General features: G+C 68.9%; 16 protein-coding genes. 9 read left to right on the forward strand and 7 right to left on the reverse strand.

Annotation, left to right across the window (positions count from 1 at the left end; translation table 11 throughout):
- Positions 1–39: 39 nt before the first annotated feature.
- Positions 40–2,328, reverse strand: coding sequence for a CDC48 family AAA ATPase (locus ABLE43_RS11500; RefSeq protein ID WP_348978649.1), 2,289 nt, complete (start codon positions 2,326–2,328; stop codon positions 40–42).
- A 274-nt stretch (positions 2,329–2,602) separates the two neighbouring features.
- On the opposite strand from ABLE43_RS11500, the gene ABLE43_RS11505 reads away from it, so the two are divergent.
- Positions 2,603–3,490 carry a LysR substrate-binding domain-containing protein gene (locus ABLE43_RS11505; protein WP_348978650.1) on the forward strand — a complete coding sequence of 296 codons (888 nt, stop codon included), beginning with the start codon at positions 2,603–2,605 and terminating at the stop codon, positions 3,488–3,490.
- 122 nt (positions 3,491–3,612) lie between these two features.
- Here ABLE43_RS11505 and ABLE43_RS11510 read toward each other — a convergent pair whose 3' ends face one another.
- The gene (locus ABLE43_RS11510) at positions 3,613–4,074 is read right to left on the reverse strand and encodes a peptidylprolyl isomerase (RefSeq protein ID WP_348978651.1); all 462 of its coding nucleotides are present in this window, start codon (positions 4,072–4,074) and stop codon (positions 3,613–3,615) included.
- Positions 4,075–4,201: 127 nt separating this feature from the next.
- Between ABLE43_RS11510 and mgtE the strand changes: the two genes are divergently transcribed.
- Together mgtE and ABLE43_RS11520 are read left to right on the forward strand one after the other, a co-directional pair.
- Positions 4,202–5,596 carry a magnesium transporter gene (gene mgtE / locus ABLE43_RS11515; RefSeq protein WP_348978652.1) on the forward strand — a complete coding sequence of 465 codons (1,395 nt, stop codon included), beginning with the start codon at positions 4,202–4,204 and terminating at the stop codon, positions 5,594–5,596.
- A gap of 46 nt (positions 5,597–5,642) precedes the next feature.
- Complete coding sequence (locus ABLE43_RS11520; protein ID WP_348978653.1) at positions 5,643–6,041, forward strand: DUF1489 family protein; 399 nt, start codon at positions 5,643–5,645, stop codon at positions 6,039–6,041.
- 186 nt (positions 6,042–6,227) lie between these two features.
- Here the strand turns inward: ABLE43_RS11520 and msrA are convergent, their stop codons facing one another.
- From msrA to pabB, 5 genes are all read right to left on the reverse strand, one after another.
- On the reverse strand, positions 6,228–6,884 hold the full coding sequence (msrA, locus tag ABLE43_RS11525; protein WP_348978654.1) for a peptide-methionine (S)-S-oxide reductase MsrA: 657 nt from the start codon (positions 6,882–6,884) through the stop codon (positions 6,228–6,230).
- Positions 6,885–6,939: 55 nt separating this feature from the next.
- Positions 6,940–7,086 (reverse strand): hypothetical protein, encoded by a 147-nt coding sequence (locus ABLE43_RS11530; protein ID WP_348978655.1) that lies wholly within the window; start codon positions 7,084–7,086, stop codon positions 6,940–6,942.
- A gap of 139 nt (positions 7,087–7,225) precedes the next feature.
- A complete protein-coding gene (locus tag ABLE43_RS11535; protein WP_348978656.1) occupies positions 7,226–8,404 on the reverse strand; it encodes a GGDEF domain-containing protein in 1,179 nt (392 codons plus the stop codon).
- A gap of 81 nt (positions 8,405–8,485) precedes the next feature.
- Positions 8,486–9,685 (reverse strand): pyridoxal phosphate-dependent aminotransferase, encoded by a 1,200-nt coding sequence (locus ABLE43_RS11540; protein WP_348978657.1) that lies wholly within the window; start codon positions 9,683–9,685, stop codon positions 8,486–8,488.
- 35 nt (positions 9,686–9,720) lie between these two features.
- A complete protein-coding gene (pabB, locus tag ABLE43_RS11545; protein ID WP_348978658.1) occupies positions 9,721–11,475 on the reverse strand; it encodes an aminodeoxychorismate synthase component I in 1,755 nt (584 codons plus the stop codon).
- 118 nt (positions 11,476–11,593) lie between these two features.
- Between pabB and ABLE43_RS11550 the strand changes: the two genes are divergently transcribed.
- From ABLE43_RS11550 to ABLE43_RS11575, 6 genes are all read left to right on the forward strand, one after another.
- Complete coding sequence (locus tag ABLE43_RS11550) at positions 11,594–12,256, forward strand: MBL fold metallo-hydrolase (RefSeq protein WP_348978659.1); 663 nt, start codon at positions 11,594–11,596, stop codon at positions 12,254–12,256.
- Between the two features lie 172 nt (positions 12,257–12,428).
- Positions 12,429–12,608, forward strand: coding sequence for a 50S ribosomal protein L32 (gene rpmF, locus ABLE43_RS11555; RefSeq protein WP_110153286.1), 180 nt, complete (start codon positions 12,429–12,431; stop codon positions 12,606–12,608).
- 26 nt (positions 12,609–12,634) lie between these two features.
- Entirely contained in the window at positions 12,635–13,666 is a 1,032-nt protein-coding gene (gene plsX, locus ABLE43_RS11560; protein ID WP_348978660.1) for a phosphate acyltransferase PlsX, read from the forward strand.
- The gene (locus tag ABLE43_RS11565; RefSeq protein WP_348978661.1) at positions 13,663–14,625 is read left to right on the forward strand and encodes a beta-ketoacyl-ACP synthase III; all 963 of its coding nucleotides are present in this window, start codon (positions 13,663–13,665) and stop codon (positions 14,623–14,625) included. Before plsX ends, ABLE43_RS11565 begins: the two co-directional genes overlap by 4 nt.
- A 75-nt stretch (positions 14,626–14,700) precedes the next feature.
- Positions 14,701–15,000: an integration host factor subunit alpha gene (locus tag ABLE43_RS11570; RefSeq protein WP_348978662.1), complete on the forward strand. Its 300-nt coding sequence runs from the start codon at positions 14,701–14,703 to the stop codon at positions 14,998–15,000.
- 11 nt (positions 15,001–15,011) lie between these two features.
- Complete coding sequence (locus tag ABLE43_RS11575) at positions 15,012–15,335, forward strand: MerR family transcriptional regulator (RefSeq protein WP_348978663.1); 324 nt, start codon at positions 15,012–15,014, stop codon at positions 15,333–15,335.
- The last annotated feature ends 3 nt before the right edge of the window (positions 15,336–15,338 follow it).

Below are 15,338 nucleotides of genomic sequence, written 5' to 3' on the forward strand. Positions count from 1 at the left end.
CGCATCCATGGATTCCGGCCTGCGCCGGAATGACGAAGATCACCCCTTCGGCCCGCGCCCCTCGACCATGCCCGGCGCGATGAAGCCCAGCGGCTGGATCGCCAGCGCCTCCTGCTTCAGCCGCGCGGACATCTGGCGATATTCCTCCTCCATCTCCGCCGTCACCGACGCGCGCGATTCACCCAGCGCCGCATCGAAATGCGCCATCGTCACCTGCTGCGTATCCAGCCCGTCGCGCAGCGCGAACAGCCCCGCGCGCCGCACCACATCCTCCAGATCCGCGCCGGTGAAGCGTTCGGTCCGCCGCGCCACCGCGTCCAGATCGACGTCGGACGCCAGCGGCATCTTCTGCGTCTGGATCGCGAGGATGCGCGCGCGCCCCGCCGCATCGGGCACGCCGACATAGACCAGCTCGTCGAACCGCCCGGGCCGGAGCAGCGCCGGATCGACGAGGTTGGGCCTGTTGGTCGCACCGATCACCACCACCGACTGCAATTCCTCCAGCCCGTCCATCTCCGCGAGGATGGTGTTGACCACCCGTTCCGTCACCTGCGGCTCGCCCATGCCGCCGCCGCGCGCGGGCACCAGTGAATCGAGTTCGTCGATGAAGATCACGGTCGGCGCGACCTGCCGTGCGCGGGCGAACAGCCGGGCGATCTGCTGCTCGCTCTCGCCATACCATTTCGACAGCAGGTCGCTCGACTTGGTGGCGATGAAATTCGCCTCCGCCTCGCGCGCGACCGCCTTGGCCAGCAGCGTCTTGCCGGTGCCGGGCGGGCCGTAGAGCAGGAACCCCTTGGCCGGGCGGATGCCCAGCCGCCGGAACGACTCGGGGCTCTTCAGCGGCAGCTCGACGCCTTCCTTCAGCCGCACCTGCGCCGCGTCCAGCCCGCCGACATCCTCCCAGCGGACGGTCGGGGCCTGCACCATCACCTCGCGCATCGCGCTCGGCTGCACGCGCTTCAACGCCTCGACGAAGTCCTCGCGCGTCACCGACAGGCTGTCGAGCACGTCCTGCGGGATGGTGCCCGCCGACAGGTCGATGCGCGGCATGATCCGCCGCACCGAATCGATCGCCGCCTCGCGGGTCAGTGCCGCCAGATCGGCCCCGACGAAGCCATAGGTCGTGCGCGACAGCTCGCCCAGATCGACATTCTCGTCGAGCGGCATGCCGCGGGTATGGATGCCGAGAATCTCGCGTCGCCCGCGCTCGTCGGGCACGCCGACCACGATCTCGCGGTCGAACCGTCCGGGACGGCGCAGCGCCTCGTCGATCGCCTCGGGCCGGTTGGTCGCGGCGATCACGACGATGTTGGCGCGCGATTCGAGCCCGTCCATCAGCGTCAGTAGCTGTGCGACGACACGCTTCTCCGCCTCGCCCGACACCTGGCCCCGCTTGGGCGCGATCGAATCGATCTCGTCGATGAACACGATCGAGGGCGATGCCTTGGTCGCCTCCTCGAACACCTCGCGCAGCCGCTTTTCCGATTCGCCGTACGCCGATCCCATGATCTCGGGACCGTTGATGAGGAAGAACTCGGCGTCGCTCTCATTCGCCACCGCCCGCGCGAGCCGGGTCTTGCCGGTGCCGGGCGGCCCGTGCAGCAACACCCCCTTGGGCGGATCGACGCCGAGGCGCTGGAACAGCTCGGGATAGCGCAAGGGCAACTCGACCATCTCGCGCAGCTGGTCGATCGTCTGGCCCATGCCGCCGATATCGTCGTAGGTCACGTCGGCGCGGCGCGCCTCGCGCGGTTCCTCATATTCGGGGCGCAGCTCGATCTCGGTCGATTCGTCGATATGGACCACGCCCTTGGGCTGCGCGGAGACGACCAGCAGGCGGATTTCCTGCAGCGAGAAGGCGGGTGCGTTGACGTAGCGCCGCACGCCGGGCGACAGATTGTCGACCCGCTGGTGCCCGGTGGTCGCGACGATATCGCCCTGCGCGAGGGGGCGTCCGAAGAAGGTGCGCTTCAGCGCGTTGGCCGAACCCTGCAACCGCAGATTCTGCTGCGCGGGCGCGAACACCACCCGCGTCGCGGCGCGCGATTCGACCTTGCGCACCTCCACCTGATCGCCGGAGCCGACCGCGGCATTGGCGCGCTGCAACCCGTCGATGCGGACGATGTCCAGCCCCTCGTCCTCGGGATAGGGCGCGACGGCGCGCGCGGGGGTGGATTTCTTGCCGACGATCTCGACCACGTCGCCTTCGTTGACGCCCAGCAGCGCCATGACCGAGCGGGGCAGATGGGCGATGCCGCGTCCGCTGTCCTCGGGCCGCGCGTTCGCGACCTGCAACCGCCGCCCACCCGTTTCGCTGTCTGCCATCCGATTCATCCCATGCGTCCAGAGCGACGAACGGCGAAGATGGGTGGCGGCGGGCCGGGAACAAGGCGAAAAAAAAGGCCGATCGAAACGACCGGCCTGGAAAGTTTTAGGAGAGGATGCCTGAAAGGCACGTCCTATGTGCGGTGCAGCGTGTTTTTGTGCAAGTGCGAAGAATTCAATATCGATTGCAGATTATGCAATCACCCTGCGCAGCATAGTTGCGCAACCGGTGTTTGCAGTGCAGCGTATGCACGACACGGCAACAGGATAACGGATGCGCAGGCTCCCTCCGCTCACGGCCATCGAAGCGTTCGTCCATGTCGCGCGGCTGGGCTCGGTGAAGCTCGCCGCCGACGAACTGGCACTGTCGTCGCCCGCGCTCAGCCGACGGGTGCAGGCGCTCGAACGCTTCATCGGCAAGCCGTTGTTCGAGCGGCGGCATCAGGCGTTGCGACTGAACGACGACGGCGAACGGCTGCTGTCGCTGCTGTCGGGCGCGCTCGACACGCTGTCCGACGCGGTGGAGCAGATGTCGGGCGCGACCGAGGTGCTGCGGCTGCGGCTCGGCGTGCTGCCGCTGTTCGCGATCCAGCGGCTGATGCCGCGGATGGGCGACCTGCACGACAAGCATCCCGAACTGCACCTCGACTTCGATACCGCGCACCATGGCCTCGGGCGGCTGGGCGAGGGGATCGACGTCGCGATCGTGCTCGACCATGCGATCGATCCGGCGCTGTACGCGCGCAGGCTGGATCGCAACCGGGTCTATGCGATCGCCGGACGCGCGCTGATCGATCGCATGCCGATCACCGATCCGGCGCAACTGTCGCAGCATACCGCGCTGATCCACCGCGACATGCCCGATACCTTCGCCGACTGGATGCATGCCGCGGGGCACCCCGACCTCGAACCCGCCGCGATCGACCGGTTCGATTCGGGCACACTGATGCTGGAGGCGGCGGCGCAGGGGCTGGGCGTCGCCTTCATGCTCGAATCGCATTTCGAGACGGCGCGCGACGAACGGCTGGTGCCGTTGTTCGACCGGGCGGTCGAATCGACCTACAGCCACTGGTTCGTCTGCCGCCCGCGCATGTTGCAGCAGCGCCCGGTGAGGCTGTTCCACGACTGGCTGGTGCAGGCGCTGGGGGCACCGGCGGAGTAATCCGATCGGATCGTCACCCCCGCGAAGGCGGGGGTCCATACACGCTGACGCTGAGGGTCAAGCCGCACCGTCGGCGGATATGGATTCCCGCCTTCGCGGGAATGACGAATCAAGGGCTTCCCTTACGCTTCCGAACGCGCGGTCACGATCTTGCCCGGGTTGCGCGGCGGCTCGCCCTTGGGCAGCGCGTCGACCGCTTCCATGCCGCTCTCGACCACGCCCCACACGGTGTACTGGCGATCGAGGAAGGTGGCATCGTCGAGGCAGATAAAGAACTGGCTGTTGGCCGAATTGGGGTCCATCGTCCGCGCCATCGAGCACACGCCGCGCACATGCGGTTCGGCATTGAACTCCTGCTTGAGGTTGGGTTCCTTCGACCCGCCGGTGCCGTTGCCGTTACCGCCATCGCCGCCCTGCGCCATGAATCCGTCGATCACGCGGTGGAACGGCACGCCGTCGTAGAAGCCCGAATCGGCGAGCTTGACGATGCGTTCGACATGGTTCGGCGCCAGATCGGGGCGCAGCTTGATCCGCACTTCGCCGGTATCGAGCGTCATGACGAGCGTGGAGGGGGTATCGGCCATTGGTTGCTCCTTGAAAACGAGGGCCTAGCTAGGGACTGGCGGTCCCAAGGGCAACCGCAGGGGGCGTTGGCACGGCGGTGCAGCATGGCTACAGCGGACGAGCCGTGCCAGAAGGAGGGTTGCGCCGATGACCGAACTCGACCTTCCCGAAGCGGAAACCAGCGAACTGGACGAGGACGACCGGCTGAAGCCCGAATTCGTCCGCGCGGTGTGCGAGGCGGTCGACGTCGGCGACGACGAGGCGGTGCGCGACCTCGTCGAACCGCTGCACCCCGCCGACCTTGCCGACCTGTTCGAGCTGGTGCCCGGCGAACAGCGCGCGGCACTGGCGGCGGCGATCGCCGAGCGGCTGAACGGCGACGTCCTCGCCGAGATGAACGACTGGGTGCGCGACGCGGTCGTGGCGGCGCTGACCGCGACGCAGGTCGCCGACCTTGCGGCACAGCTCGACACCGACGATGCGGTCGCGATCATCGAGGATCTGGACGACGCGGAACAGCGCGCGGTGCTGCGCGCGCTCGACCCCGACGATCGCGCCGCGATCGAGGAGGCGCTGTCCTACCCCGAGGAATCGGCGGGCCGCCTGATGCAGCGCGAGCTGGTCGCGGTGCCCGAACACTGGACCGTCGGCGACGCGCTCGACTATCTGCGCGCGGACGAGGTGCTGACGACCGATTTCTGGGAAATCTTCGTGGTCGATCCGGGCCACCGGCCGGTCGGCACCTGCCAGCTCTCATGGATTCTCCGCACCCCCCGCTCGGTCGCGATCGCCGACGTGATGGCGCGCGAACAGACGCTGATCCCGGTCGACATGGACCAGGAAGAGGTGGCGCTGCGCTTCCAGAAATATGCGCTGATCTCCGCCGCGGTCGTCGATGCGCCCGGGCGGCTGGTCGGGATGATCACCGTCGACGACGTGGTGCACATCATCCAGGCCGAGGCGGGCGAGGACGCGCTGCTGCTGTCGGGTGCGGGCGAAGGCGACATCAACGAACCGATCCGCGATTCGTACAAGGCGCGGGTGCGCTGGCTCATCACCAACCTGATGACCGCGCTGCTGCCCGCGACGATCATCGGCGCGTTCGGCGCGACGATCGACCGGATGGTGACGCTGGCCGCGCTGATGCCGATCGTCGCGGGGCTGGGCGGCAATGCGGGGACGCAGACGATGGCGGTGACGGTCCGCGCGCTCGCCACCAACCAGCTGACGCAATCGAACACGCTGCGCGCGATAAGGCGCGAGATGGTGATCGCGCTGATGAACGGCGCGACCGTCGCCGCGCTGATCGGGACCGGGGTGACGCTGTGGTTCGGCAATCCGCAGCTTGGGGCGGTGATCGGCACCGCGATGCTGCTGAACGTCGTCATCGCCGGGTTCGCGGGCGTGTTCGTGCCGCTGACGCTCGACCGGTTCAACGCCGATCCGGCGGTCGCCTCGTCGATCTTCGTCACGATGACCACCGATTCGATGGGGTTCCTCGTCTTCCTCGGCCTTGCGACGGTCAGCGGGCTGACGGGATAGGCATTGGCGGGTTGAGCGCAGGCGACGCGCTTCCCATCTGGGCCGCGTGCCGCTGCATCTCACCAAAGTCGCCTTCGCCATCGAATCGGTCGAACAGCTCGCCGAGCGGCTGGCGACGCGCCATGCCGAGGGCGGGTTCCTGACGACCCGCTACCTGCCCAAGCGGGTGGCCGAGATCGAGGGCGGCTCGCTGTTCTGGATCCTGAAGCACCGGCTGGTCGCGCGCTCGCCGATCCTCGGCTTCGGCGAGGCGGAGGGCGGACGGGTGGCGATCCATCTCGGCCCGAAGCTGGTGCTGGTCGAGGGGCGTCCCAAGCGCGCGCATCAGGGCTGGCGCTATCTGGAGGAAGCCGATGCGCCCGCCGATCTCGGCGGCGAGGGCACCGGCGCGGACGCACTCCCGCCGCGGCTCGTGGGTGAGCTGATGGCGCTGGGGTTGCTGTAGAAGAAGCAGGATCGGTTCGCGCGGAGGCGCGGAGGCGCGGAGGGGTTGCGCTCGGCGCTGCCCGGTCGCGTAGCGACTGTCGTTCGGCAACGGTTCGGCGAATACGACGGTTCCGCTGACGCGGAACGGCAGGACGCCACGCCTCCTCCGCGTCTCCGCGCCTTCGCGTGAACCCGAATCCTTCCCTTAAACCACCAACCCCGGAAACGCCGCCCTGGCCGCCGCGATCTTCGGCCTGTCCCACCGCACGATGTACGGATGCGACGGATTCCGCCGCGCGAAGTCCTGATGATAGGCCTCCGCCGGATAGAAGGCTCCGCCCTCGATCCGGGTCGCGATCGGCCTGGGGAACGCCTTCGCCCGCGTCAGTTGCGCGATATAGCGCACGGCGGTCAGCTTCTGCGCGCCGTTCTGCGGAAAGATGGCGGAGCGATAGCTCGGCCCCGAATCGGGATATTGCCCGTTCACCTGCGTCGGATCGTGCGCGACCGCGAAATAGACGCGCAGCAACGTGCCGTAGCTGACGATGCGCGGGTCATAGGTGATGCGGATCGCCTCGGCATGGCCGGTGCGCTCGGTCGATACCTGGTCATAGGTCGCGGTGGCGCGGGTGCCCCCGGCATAGCCGCTGGCGACGGACTTCACGCCCTTCACCTGCTCGAACACCGCTTCCATCCCCCAGAAGCAGCCGCCCGCCAGCACGGCGGTGGCCAGGCCGGGGGAGGGCGGCACGTCGCTGGCGACCGTGGGGATCGGCACCGCGCGGGTGGCGGCGGCGGGGGACAGGTTCAGCGCGGCGACGATGCCGATCGCGGCAAGCGCGGCGGGTACGACAGGATGCATCGGCGACTCCTCGGTCAGGCCGCCGATATGGGGCGCGCGGGCGCGCCCCGCCAGATCAGCCGATCCGCTCGACCACCGCCGGTGCGCCATGGACCGTCTTCGCATCGCTCGGCCCGGCGACCTGCACCGCGACCAGCGCGACCGCGCCGAGAGCGAAGCCGCTGATGAAATGGCGAAGGAAACCGGTGCGCGTCTGGGTCATCTGCCTCGTCCTCTTGCCGCCGTCGCGCGACCGGATGGTCGCGCCACCGGGCGGCAGGGGCCACCCGTTCGTTCGCGGCAAGACATAGTCTGTCGGGAGTGAACCGGCGCTGGCGCGTCCGTTCATCACCGCGACAGCCTCAACCATGTTGCGCTTGCGAAATCAAGCGGTGTGGATGGTGCGTTCCGGCAACGCTGCGTTGCCGTTCGTCGCCGCCGCGACGCGCGCGTTTGGCGACGTACATCGCGGCATCCGCCTCGGCCGTCAGTCGCCCGATCTCGGCCAACGGTCCGCACGCGGTGCCGATGCTGACGCTGATCGGCAGGTCGTCGGGCGCCACGGCGCGGACCGCCGCGTCGAACCGCCGCGTGATGCATGCCCGCGCCGCCGCCGCCGCGGCGTGGTCCGCGCCGGGCAGCACGCCGACGAACTCGTCGCCGCCCCAGCGGAACACGCTGCCGCCCGCGGCCAGCACCTCCTGCGCGACCCGGGTAGCGATGCCGAGCGCGGCATCCCCCGCCGCATGGCCGCAGCGGTCGTTCAGCTGCTTGAACAGGTCGAGGTCGATCACCAGCACCGCGCCCTCGCCCCGCCAGCGTTTGCGCAGCCGGTCGAATGCGGTGCGGTTATAGGCGCCGGTCAGCGCGTCGCGCTCGACCAGCCGGGCCAGATGCTGCTGCCCGCGTTCGGCCTCCAGCGCGAACAGCGCGAATCCGCGAAACAGCACGAACGAGATGATGACCGCCACCAGCCACGCCGCGGTTCCCCCCTGCGGGCCGGTCAGCTTCGTGCCGACCTCGCCCTGGAATGCATAGGCGGCGCGGTACAGGAACAGCGGCACGGTCGGCAGGAACAGCGCGAGCACGATCCATCCGGTATGCAGCGATTCGCGCCGCGCTACCCGCCATGCGGCAAGCGCGGTCGCGCCGTCGAACAGCGCGTGCACGACGCACAGATAGCCGACCCGCGATCCGACCGCCGCCGGATCGGTCGACAGCAGCAGCGGGATCGTACCGACCGCCGCGGCGATCAGCAGCGACCGGTTGCGCGCATCCGGCCGCGCGAAACTGCGCATGCCGATGAAGATCGCGGCATAGGCGAAGATGGCCAGCGGGTTGCCGATCCACCCGATGATATAGGGCGCGCCCGCATTGCGGAACAGCGCGACCGAGGACGTCAGCCCGAGCAGGACATGGCCGAATCCCCACCACGCCGCCCATCGGCCGAATCGCCCGGTCGCCCATGGAATGACATGGACGACCCCGGCGATGATCGAGGCGAACGATACCATGACATACAAGGTGGACAGATCGAGCAAGCGCGCCTCAGGATGGCTGAAGCGCCGACGACTATTCCCGAAACGCTAATAGTCCGTTCCGACAGGATCGTTTCTTCGGCGTTACTTCAGCGCGTCGCACGCCGTGCGGATCCGCGCGCACGCCTCGCGCAACAGTTCGTCCGACGTGGCGTAGCTGATCCGCATCGCGGGCGAGAGGCCGAAGGCGGCACCCTGCACCGCCGCGACCTTCGCATCCTCCAGCAGATAGCCGACGAAATCCTCGTCGGTGGCGATGCGCTTGCCCCCCGGCGTCGCCTTGCCGATCAGCCCCGACACGTCGGGATAGACGTAGAACGCGCCTTCCGGCGTCGGGCAGGTGACGCCTTCGATGGCGTTCAGTTCGGCGACCACCATGTCGCGGCGGCGCTGGAACGCGGCATTGCGCTCCGCCAGGAACGACTGGTCGCCGTTCAGCGCGGCGACGGCGGCGGCCTGCGCGATCGAGCAGGGGTTCGAGGTCGACTGCGACTGGAGCTTGGCCATCGCCTTGATGAGCCATGCCGCGCCGCCTGCGTATCCGATGCGCCAGCCGGTCATCGCATAGGCCTTGGAACAGCCGTTCACCGTCAGCGTGCGGTCGTACAGGCCGGGGTTGACCTCCGCCATGGTGGCGAATTCAAAGCCCGGATAGACGATGTGTTCGTACATGTCGTCGGCGAACACCCAGACATGCGGGTGCCGCTCGATGACCTGCCCCAGCGCGCGCAGCTCGTCACGGGTATAGCCCGCGCCGGTCGGGTTCGACGGCGAATTGAGGATGACCCACTTGGTCCGCGCGGTGATCGCGGCTTCCAGCTGTTCGGGCGTGATCTTGTAGTTCTGCGCCGCACCCGCCGCGACGAACACCGGGGTGCCGCCCGCGAACTGCACGACGTCGGGGTAGCTCACCCAATAGGGCGCGGGCACGATCACCTCGTCGCCCGCGTCGATGGTCGCGACCAGCGCGTTGAACAGCGTGTGCTTGCCGCCGACGTTCACGCTGATCTGGTTCGGCGCATAGGTCAGGCCGTTGTCGCGCCTGAACTTGGCGGCGATCGCGTCCTTCAGCTCGGGGGTACCGTCGACGTTGGTGTACTTCGTTTTGCCCGCGCGGATCGCCTCGATCGCGGCTTCCTTGACGAAGTCGGGGGTGTCGAAATCCGGCTCGCCCGCGCCCAGCCCGATCACGTCGACGCCCTGCCGCTTCAGCTCCAGCACCTTCGACGTGATGGCGAGGGTGGGCGACGGATTGATGCGGTCGAGCGCGGCGGAGGGCTTCATGGGACGTCCGATGCTTTGGAAAAGATGCGCGCCGCTTAGACGGGCGAGCCGCTTTCCGCAACCAGCCGCGCATGAATCAGTCCGCGAACCGCGTTGCCGATGTAAAATCCTTGCGCGAGATCGGCCGGGGTCAGCGGCATTTCCACCGCATCGCCGCGCGCGATCAATTCGCTGCGCAACACGCCGGGCAGCAGCCCCTGCGCGAGCGGGGGGGTGAGCAACTGCGCGCCGCCGTCGACGAATACCGAGGTGAAGCTGCCCTCGGTCACATGGCCGTCGGGCGTCACGAACACCGTCTCGAAACAGCCCGGCGGCGGCTTGGGCCAGAAGCGCCGGTCGCTGGTCTTGTGCGCCAGCCGCAGGTCGCGTGTCCCCAGCGGCAGGGGGGCGAGCGCGACGGCGACCGGCCCCGCCGGTGCGGGCGGCAGGGTCGTGACCTCGATCGCGCTCGCGCCGCTGCGCGACAGCAGCAGCCGGACGCGCGCCGGCTCGCGCAGGCGGAAGGTCGCCGCCTGCAAGTCGTTGCGGGTCGCATGCCGGTCGAAGGCGAAGCCCAACGCCTGCGCGCTCGCGCGCATCCGCGCCAGATGCCGTTCGAGCAGCGCGATCCCCGTCACCGGATCGAACGCCATCGTCTCGATCAGGTCGAACCGGGGGGCGGGCAGGTCGAGGAACCGCGCCTTGGTCAGGCATTCGCGCCATTCGTCGCCGGGCACCGAATCGGCGACGATGCCCGATCCCAGCCCCAGCGTCGCATGGGTCGCGCCGTCGGACAGGTGCAGCGTGCGGATCGCCACGTTGAACCGGGCGTCGCCGTCGGCATCGATCGCACCGATCGCACCGGTGTAGATGCCGCGCGCGCGCCCCTCGATCGCATCGATCGCCTGCATCGCCCGCCGCTTGGGCGCGCCGGTGATCGATCCGCAGGGGAACAGCGCGCGGATGGCATCGCCCGCGTCCGTGCCGGGCAGCAGCCGCGCCGTGACCGACGACACCATCTGGTGCACGCTCGGATAGGTTTCGACCACGAACCGCTCGGGCACGGTCACGCTGCCCGCCACCGCCACCCGTGACAGGTCGTTGCGCATCAGGTCGAGGATCATCAGATTCTCGGCGCGCTGCTTGGGATCGGCGGCCAGCGCCCGCGCGGCGGCGGCATCGCGCACGGAATCGGGGTCGCGCGCGGCGGTGCCCTTCATCGGGCGGGCGGAGATCGTATCGCCGCCGATCGCGAAGAACAGCTCGGGCGAGAAGGACAGCAGCCATTCCGCGCCGGTCCACACCAACGCGCCATGCCCCGCCGCCGCATGGCCACGGATCGCGGCATAGAGCGCGCGCGGGTCGCCCGCCACCGCCGCGCGCGCGCCGAAGGTCAGGTTCGCCTGATACAGGTCGCCCGCCGCGATCAGTTCGAGCACCGCCTCGCACTGCGCGCGATAGGTCGCGGCGTCGATGTCGGGCACCATCGGCCCGATCCACGCCCCCGCCGGATCGGGCAGCGCGGCGGCGGCGTCGATCGTACCGGCACCGTCGAACACCCCGAACCACAGCAACGGCCCGTCGCCGTCGCGCGCGGGCGTGCCCGGCACCAGCGCCGCGCCCGCGTCATAGCGCAGGAACCCCGCCACCGCCTTGCCCGCATCGCGTGCCGCCGCCAGCGCGTCCAGCGCCGGGCCGACGGCTTGCGCCGTATCGGCACGAATCACGCGCTCGGGATCGCGGAAGAGCCGCGCGCTGCCCCCCGGCCGGGCATCGTCGAGCAGCACGAAGGGCCGGTCGGTATCGAACATTCCGCCCGCTTGCCGCGTCCCCGCCCCGGGGGCAAGTATCGCCGCGCGGCTTTTCTGTACGCACGATTAAGCATGCCCCCGGTTTTGGTGCGCGGCGATCGGCGATATGGAGAGGGTCATGACTCCTTCCCCCATCCGCGCGGCCGTGGTGCCGGTGACGCCGCTCCAGCAGAATTGCACCCTGATCTGGTGCACGAAGACGATGCGCGGCGCCTTCGTCGATCCCGGCGGCGACCTGCCGAAACTGCTGCGCGCCGCGCAGCAGCACGGCGTGACCGTCGAGAAGATCCTGCTGACCCACGGCCATATCGACCATTGCGGCGAGGCGAAGCCGCTCGCCGACCAACTGGGCGTGCCGATCGAGGGCCCGCACGAGGCCGACCGCTTCTGGATCGCGCGGCTGGACGAGGACGGGCGCAACTGGGGCCTGAACGGCGTGCCGTTCGAGCCTGACCGCTGGCTGGTCGAGGGCGATACGGTCACGGTCGGCGAGGCGGTGTTCGCGGTGTACGAGACGCCGGGCCATACGCCGGGCCATGTCGTCTTCCACCATGCGGCGACGAAATTCGCGCTGGTCGGCGACGTGCTGTTCCGCGGATCGGTCGGCCGCACCGACTTTCCGCTGTCCGATCATCAGGCGCTGATCGATTCGGTCGTCACCAAGCTGTGGCCGCTCGGCGACGATACCGCCTTCGTCCCCGGACACGGGCCGGGCAGTACCTTTGCCCATGAACGCGCGACCAACCCGTTCGTCGGCGATGCGGCGCTCGGGGCACGCTGAGGCTTCTCCCTTGCAACCTTTGCCAGAAACGCTATAGGCGCGGCTCGCTTCGCGACCAGCCTGCCTGCCGGTCCGGCGGGTCGTCGGTCGTGAAAGCGGTCCGGCGCTTGCCAGGGCCGCGTTTGCAGTTGGTGGCGAAACCAACCGATACCCAAGTGATAAAGGTGCCGAAATGGCAGTTCCCAAGAGAAAGACCACGCCCTCCAAGCGCGGTATGCGTCGCAGCCACGATTCGCTGAGCGTCGAGTCGTTCCAGGAATGCCCGAACTGCGGCGAACTGAAGCGTCCGCACAATCTGTGCAACGCCTGCGGCCACTATAACGGTCGCGAAGTCGTCTCGGTCGAAGCGTAAGCATTCCACCGGGCAGGGAAGGACGCATGGCCGACGGGTCCTGGATCGCCATCGACGCGATGGGCGGTGATGAAGGGCTCGCCACCATGCTGGCGGGCGTCGCGCATGCGCGGCACCGCCACGAAGGCATGCGCTTCCTGCTGGTCGGCGACGAGACGGCGATTCGCGCCGGTCTCGAAGCGCACCCCAACCTCTCGGCCGCGTCGGAGATCGTCCACGCGCCCGAGGTGGTGGGCTCCTCCGACAAGCCCAGCCAGGCGATCCGCCGCGCCAAGACCACCTCGATGGGGGTCGCGATCAACCTGGTGAAACAGGGGCGCGCCGCCGCCGCCGTCTCCGCGGGCAACACCGGCGCGCTGATGGCGATGGCCAAGCTCGCGCTGCGCACCATGCCCGGCATCGATCGGCCCGCGCTCGCCGCGCTGCTCCCCAGCCTCGGCGACAACGACCTGGTGATGCTCGACCTCGGCGCCAATGCCGAGTGCGATGCGCGCAACCTCGTCCAGTTCGCGGTGATGGGCGCGGCCTATGCCCGCACCGCGCTCGACCTCGAATCCCCCCGCGTCGCGCTGCTGAACATCGGCACCGAGGAGCTGAAGGGCATCGACAGCGTGCGCGAAGCGGCGGCGACACTGCGTGCCTCGCCGCATCTGCCGATGACCTTTTCGGGCTATATCGAGGGCGATCGCCTGTCGCGCGGCCAGGTGGACGTGGTGGTGTGCGACGGCTTCTCGGGCAATATCGCCTTGAAGACCGCCGAGGGCACCGCGCGATTCGTCGCCGATCTGCTCAAGCGTGCGTTCCGCTCGTCGGTCCGCTCGAAGATCGGCTTCCTGATCTCGAAGCCCGCCACCGAATTGCTGCGCCATCACCTCGACCCCAACAACCATAACGGCGCGGTCTTCCTCGGCCTCAACGGGCTGGTGGTGAAGAGCCACGGCAGCGCCAATGCCGCGGGCGTGTCCAACGCGATCCAGGTCGCGGCGAAGATGGTCCGCGACGATCTGACCCGCAGCATCGCCGCCGATCTGGCGGCGATCGAGGCGCAGGCGGCATGATCCGTTCGATCGTCACCGGCACCGGATCGGCGCTGCCCGAACGGCGCGTGTCGAACGCCGAGATGGCGGAGATGGTCGACACCTCCGACGAATGGATCGTCGAGCGCACCGGCATCCGCTTCCGTCACCTCGCGGGCGAGCACGAGACGACCGCGACCCTCGCCGCCGATGCCGCACGTGCGGCGATCGCCGCCGCCGGGCTGGAGGCGGCGCAGATCGACCTGATCGTGCTGGCCACCGCCACCCCCGACCAGACCTTTCCCGCCACCGCGACCAAGGTGCAGGCGATGCTCGGCATCGCCGATTGCGTCGCGTTCGACGTGGCGGCGGTGTGTTCGGGCTTCCTCTATGCGGTGCAGGTCGCCGATTCGATGCTGCGCGCGGGCGTCCACGCCAAAGCGCTGGTGATCGGTGCGGAGACGTTCAGCCGCATCCTCGACTGGGAGGATCGCACCACCTGCGTCCTGTTCGGCGACGGCGCGGGCGCGATCGTGCTGGAGGTCGATGCCTCGGGCGGCGAGCGCGGCATCCTGTCCACCCGGCTCCATGCCGACGGGCGGCACAACGAACTCCTCTATGTCGACGGCGGCCCCTCGACCACCGGCACCGTCGGCAAGCTGCGGATGAAGGGGCGCGAAGTGTTCCGCCACGCGGTCGTCAATCTGGCGGCGGTGATGGGCGAATCGCTCGAACTCGCGGGCCTCGCACCCGGGGACGTCGACTGGGTCGTGCCGCATCAGGCCAATGCCCGCATCCTCGATGCGACCGCGCGCAAGCTGGGCCTTGCCCCCGAAAAGGTCGTCGTCACCGTCGACCGGCACGCCAACACCTCCGCCGCATCGGTGCCGCTGGCGCTCGACACCGCGGTGCGCGACGGGCGGGTGCAGCCCGGCGATATCGTCGTACTGGAGGCGATGGGGGGTGGATTTACCTGGGGCGCCGCCGTAGTGCGTTGGTAACGTTCATACTTTTGGCTTTTTGAAAGTTCGTATACCCTGTGCTAGCCGATGCTACGGCTTTAGCAGGAGATTTGCATGACGACCGCCGGTACGCTGACCCGCGCTGACCTCGCCGAAGAAATGCACCGCGAGATCGGTCTGTCGCGTGCCGATTCCGCCCGCGTGGTCGAACAGATCCTCGAACATATGTGCGAGGCGCTGTCCAAGGGCGAGAACGTCAAGATCTCCGGCTTCGGCAGCTTCGTGCTGCGCGACAAGGGCGAGCGGATCGGCCGCAATCCCAAGACCGGCGTCGAGGTGCCGATCGCCCCGCGCCGGGTGCTCACCTTCCGCGCCAGCCAGATGATGCGCGACCGCATCGTCGCGGCGAGCTGACGCGACCGCGCGTGGCCGGCAAGTCCGCCACCGCCTATCGCACCATCGGCGAGGTCGCGCGCGACCTCGGCGTGCCGCAGCATCGGCTGCGCTATTGGGAAAGCCGCTTTCCCCAGGTGAAGCCGGTCACGCGCGCGGGCGACCGCCGCTATTACGCACCCGAAGACGTGGCGCTGCTGCGCCGCATCCACGCGCTGCTGGGCGAGGAGGGCTATACCGTGCGCGGCGTGCAGGCGCTGCTGGCGCGCGAGGCGGAACCGGTGCCGCCGTCGCGCGTGGACGCGCTCCGCGCGATCCGGACCATGCTGGCCGACGCGCTGCGGGCGGACGGATAGGCG

The sequence above is a fragment of the Sphingomonas silueang genome, assembly GCF_040049155.1.
GTDB lineage: Bacteria > Pseudomonadota > Alphaproteobacteria > Sphingomonadales > Sphingomonadaceae > Sphingomonas > Sphingomonas silueang.

Bases quoted from the DNA above. Each gene is read 5' to 3' on its own strand.
- ABLE43_RS11500 (WP_348978649.1), bottom strand. From the start codon at position 2,328: ATGGCAGACAGCGAAACGGGTGGGCGGCGGTTGCAGGTCGCGAACGCG.
- ABLE43_RS11570 (WP_348978662.1), top strand. From the start codon at position 14,701: ATGACGACCGCCGGTACGCTGACCCGCGCTGACCTCGCCGAAGAAATG.
- mgtE (WP_348978652.1), top strand. From the start codon at position 4,202: ATGACCGAACTCGACCTTCCCGAAGCGGAAACCAGCGAACTGGACGAG.
- ABLE43_RS11505 (WP_348978650.1), top strand. From the start codon at position 2,603: ATGCGCAGGCTCCCTCCGCTCACGGCCATCGAAGCGTTCGTCCATGTC.
- ABLE43_RS11550 (WP_348978659.1), top strand. From the start codon at position 11,594: ATGACTCCTTCCCCCATCCGCGCGGCCGTGGTGCCGGTGACGCCGCTC.
- rpmF (WP_110153286.1), top strand. From the start codon at position 12,429: ATGGCAGTTCCCAAGAGAAAGACCACGCCCTCCAAGCGCGGTATGCGT.
- ABLE43_RS11565 (WP_348978661.1), top strand. From the start codon at position 13,663: ATGATCCGTTCGATCGTCACCGGCACCGGATCGGCGCTGCCCGAACGG.
- ABLE43_RS11510 (WP_348978651.1), bottom strand. From the start codon at position 4,074: ATGGCCGATACCCCCTCCACGCTCGTCATGACGCTCGATACCGGCGAA.
- ABLE43_RS11530 (WP_348978655.1), bottom strand. From the start codon at position 7,086: ATGACCCAGACGCGCACCGGTTTCCTTCGCCATTTCATCAGCGGCTTC.
- ABLE43_RS11540 (WP_348978657.1), bottom strand. From the start codon at position 9,685: ATGAAGCCCTCCGCCGCGCTCGACCGCATCAATCCGTCGCCCACCCTC.
- msrA (WP_348978654.1), bottom strand. From the start codon at position 6,884: ATGCATCCTGTCGTACCCGCCGCGCTTGCCGCGATCGGCATCGTCGCC.
- pabB (WP_348978658.1), bottom strand. From the start codon at position 11,475: ATGTTCGATACCGACCGGCCCTTCGTGCTGCTCGACGATGCCCGGCCG.
- plsX (WP_348978660.1), top strand. From the start codon at position 12,635: ATGGCCGACGGGTCCTGGATCGCCATCGACGCGATGGGCGGTGATGAA.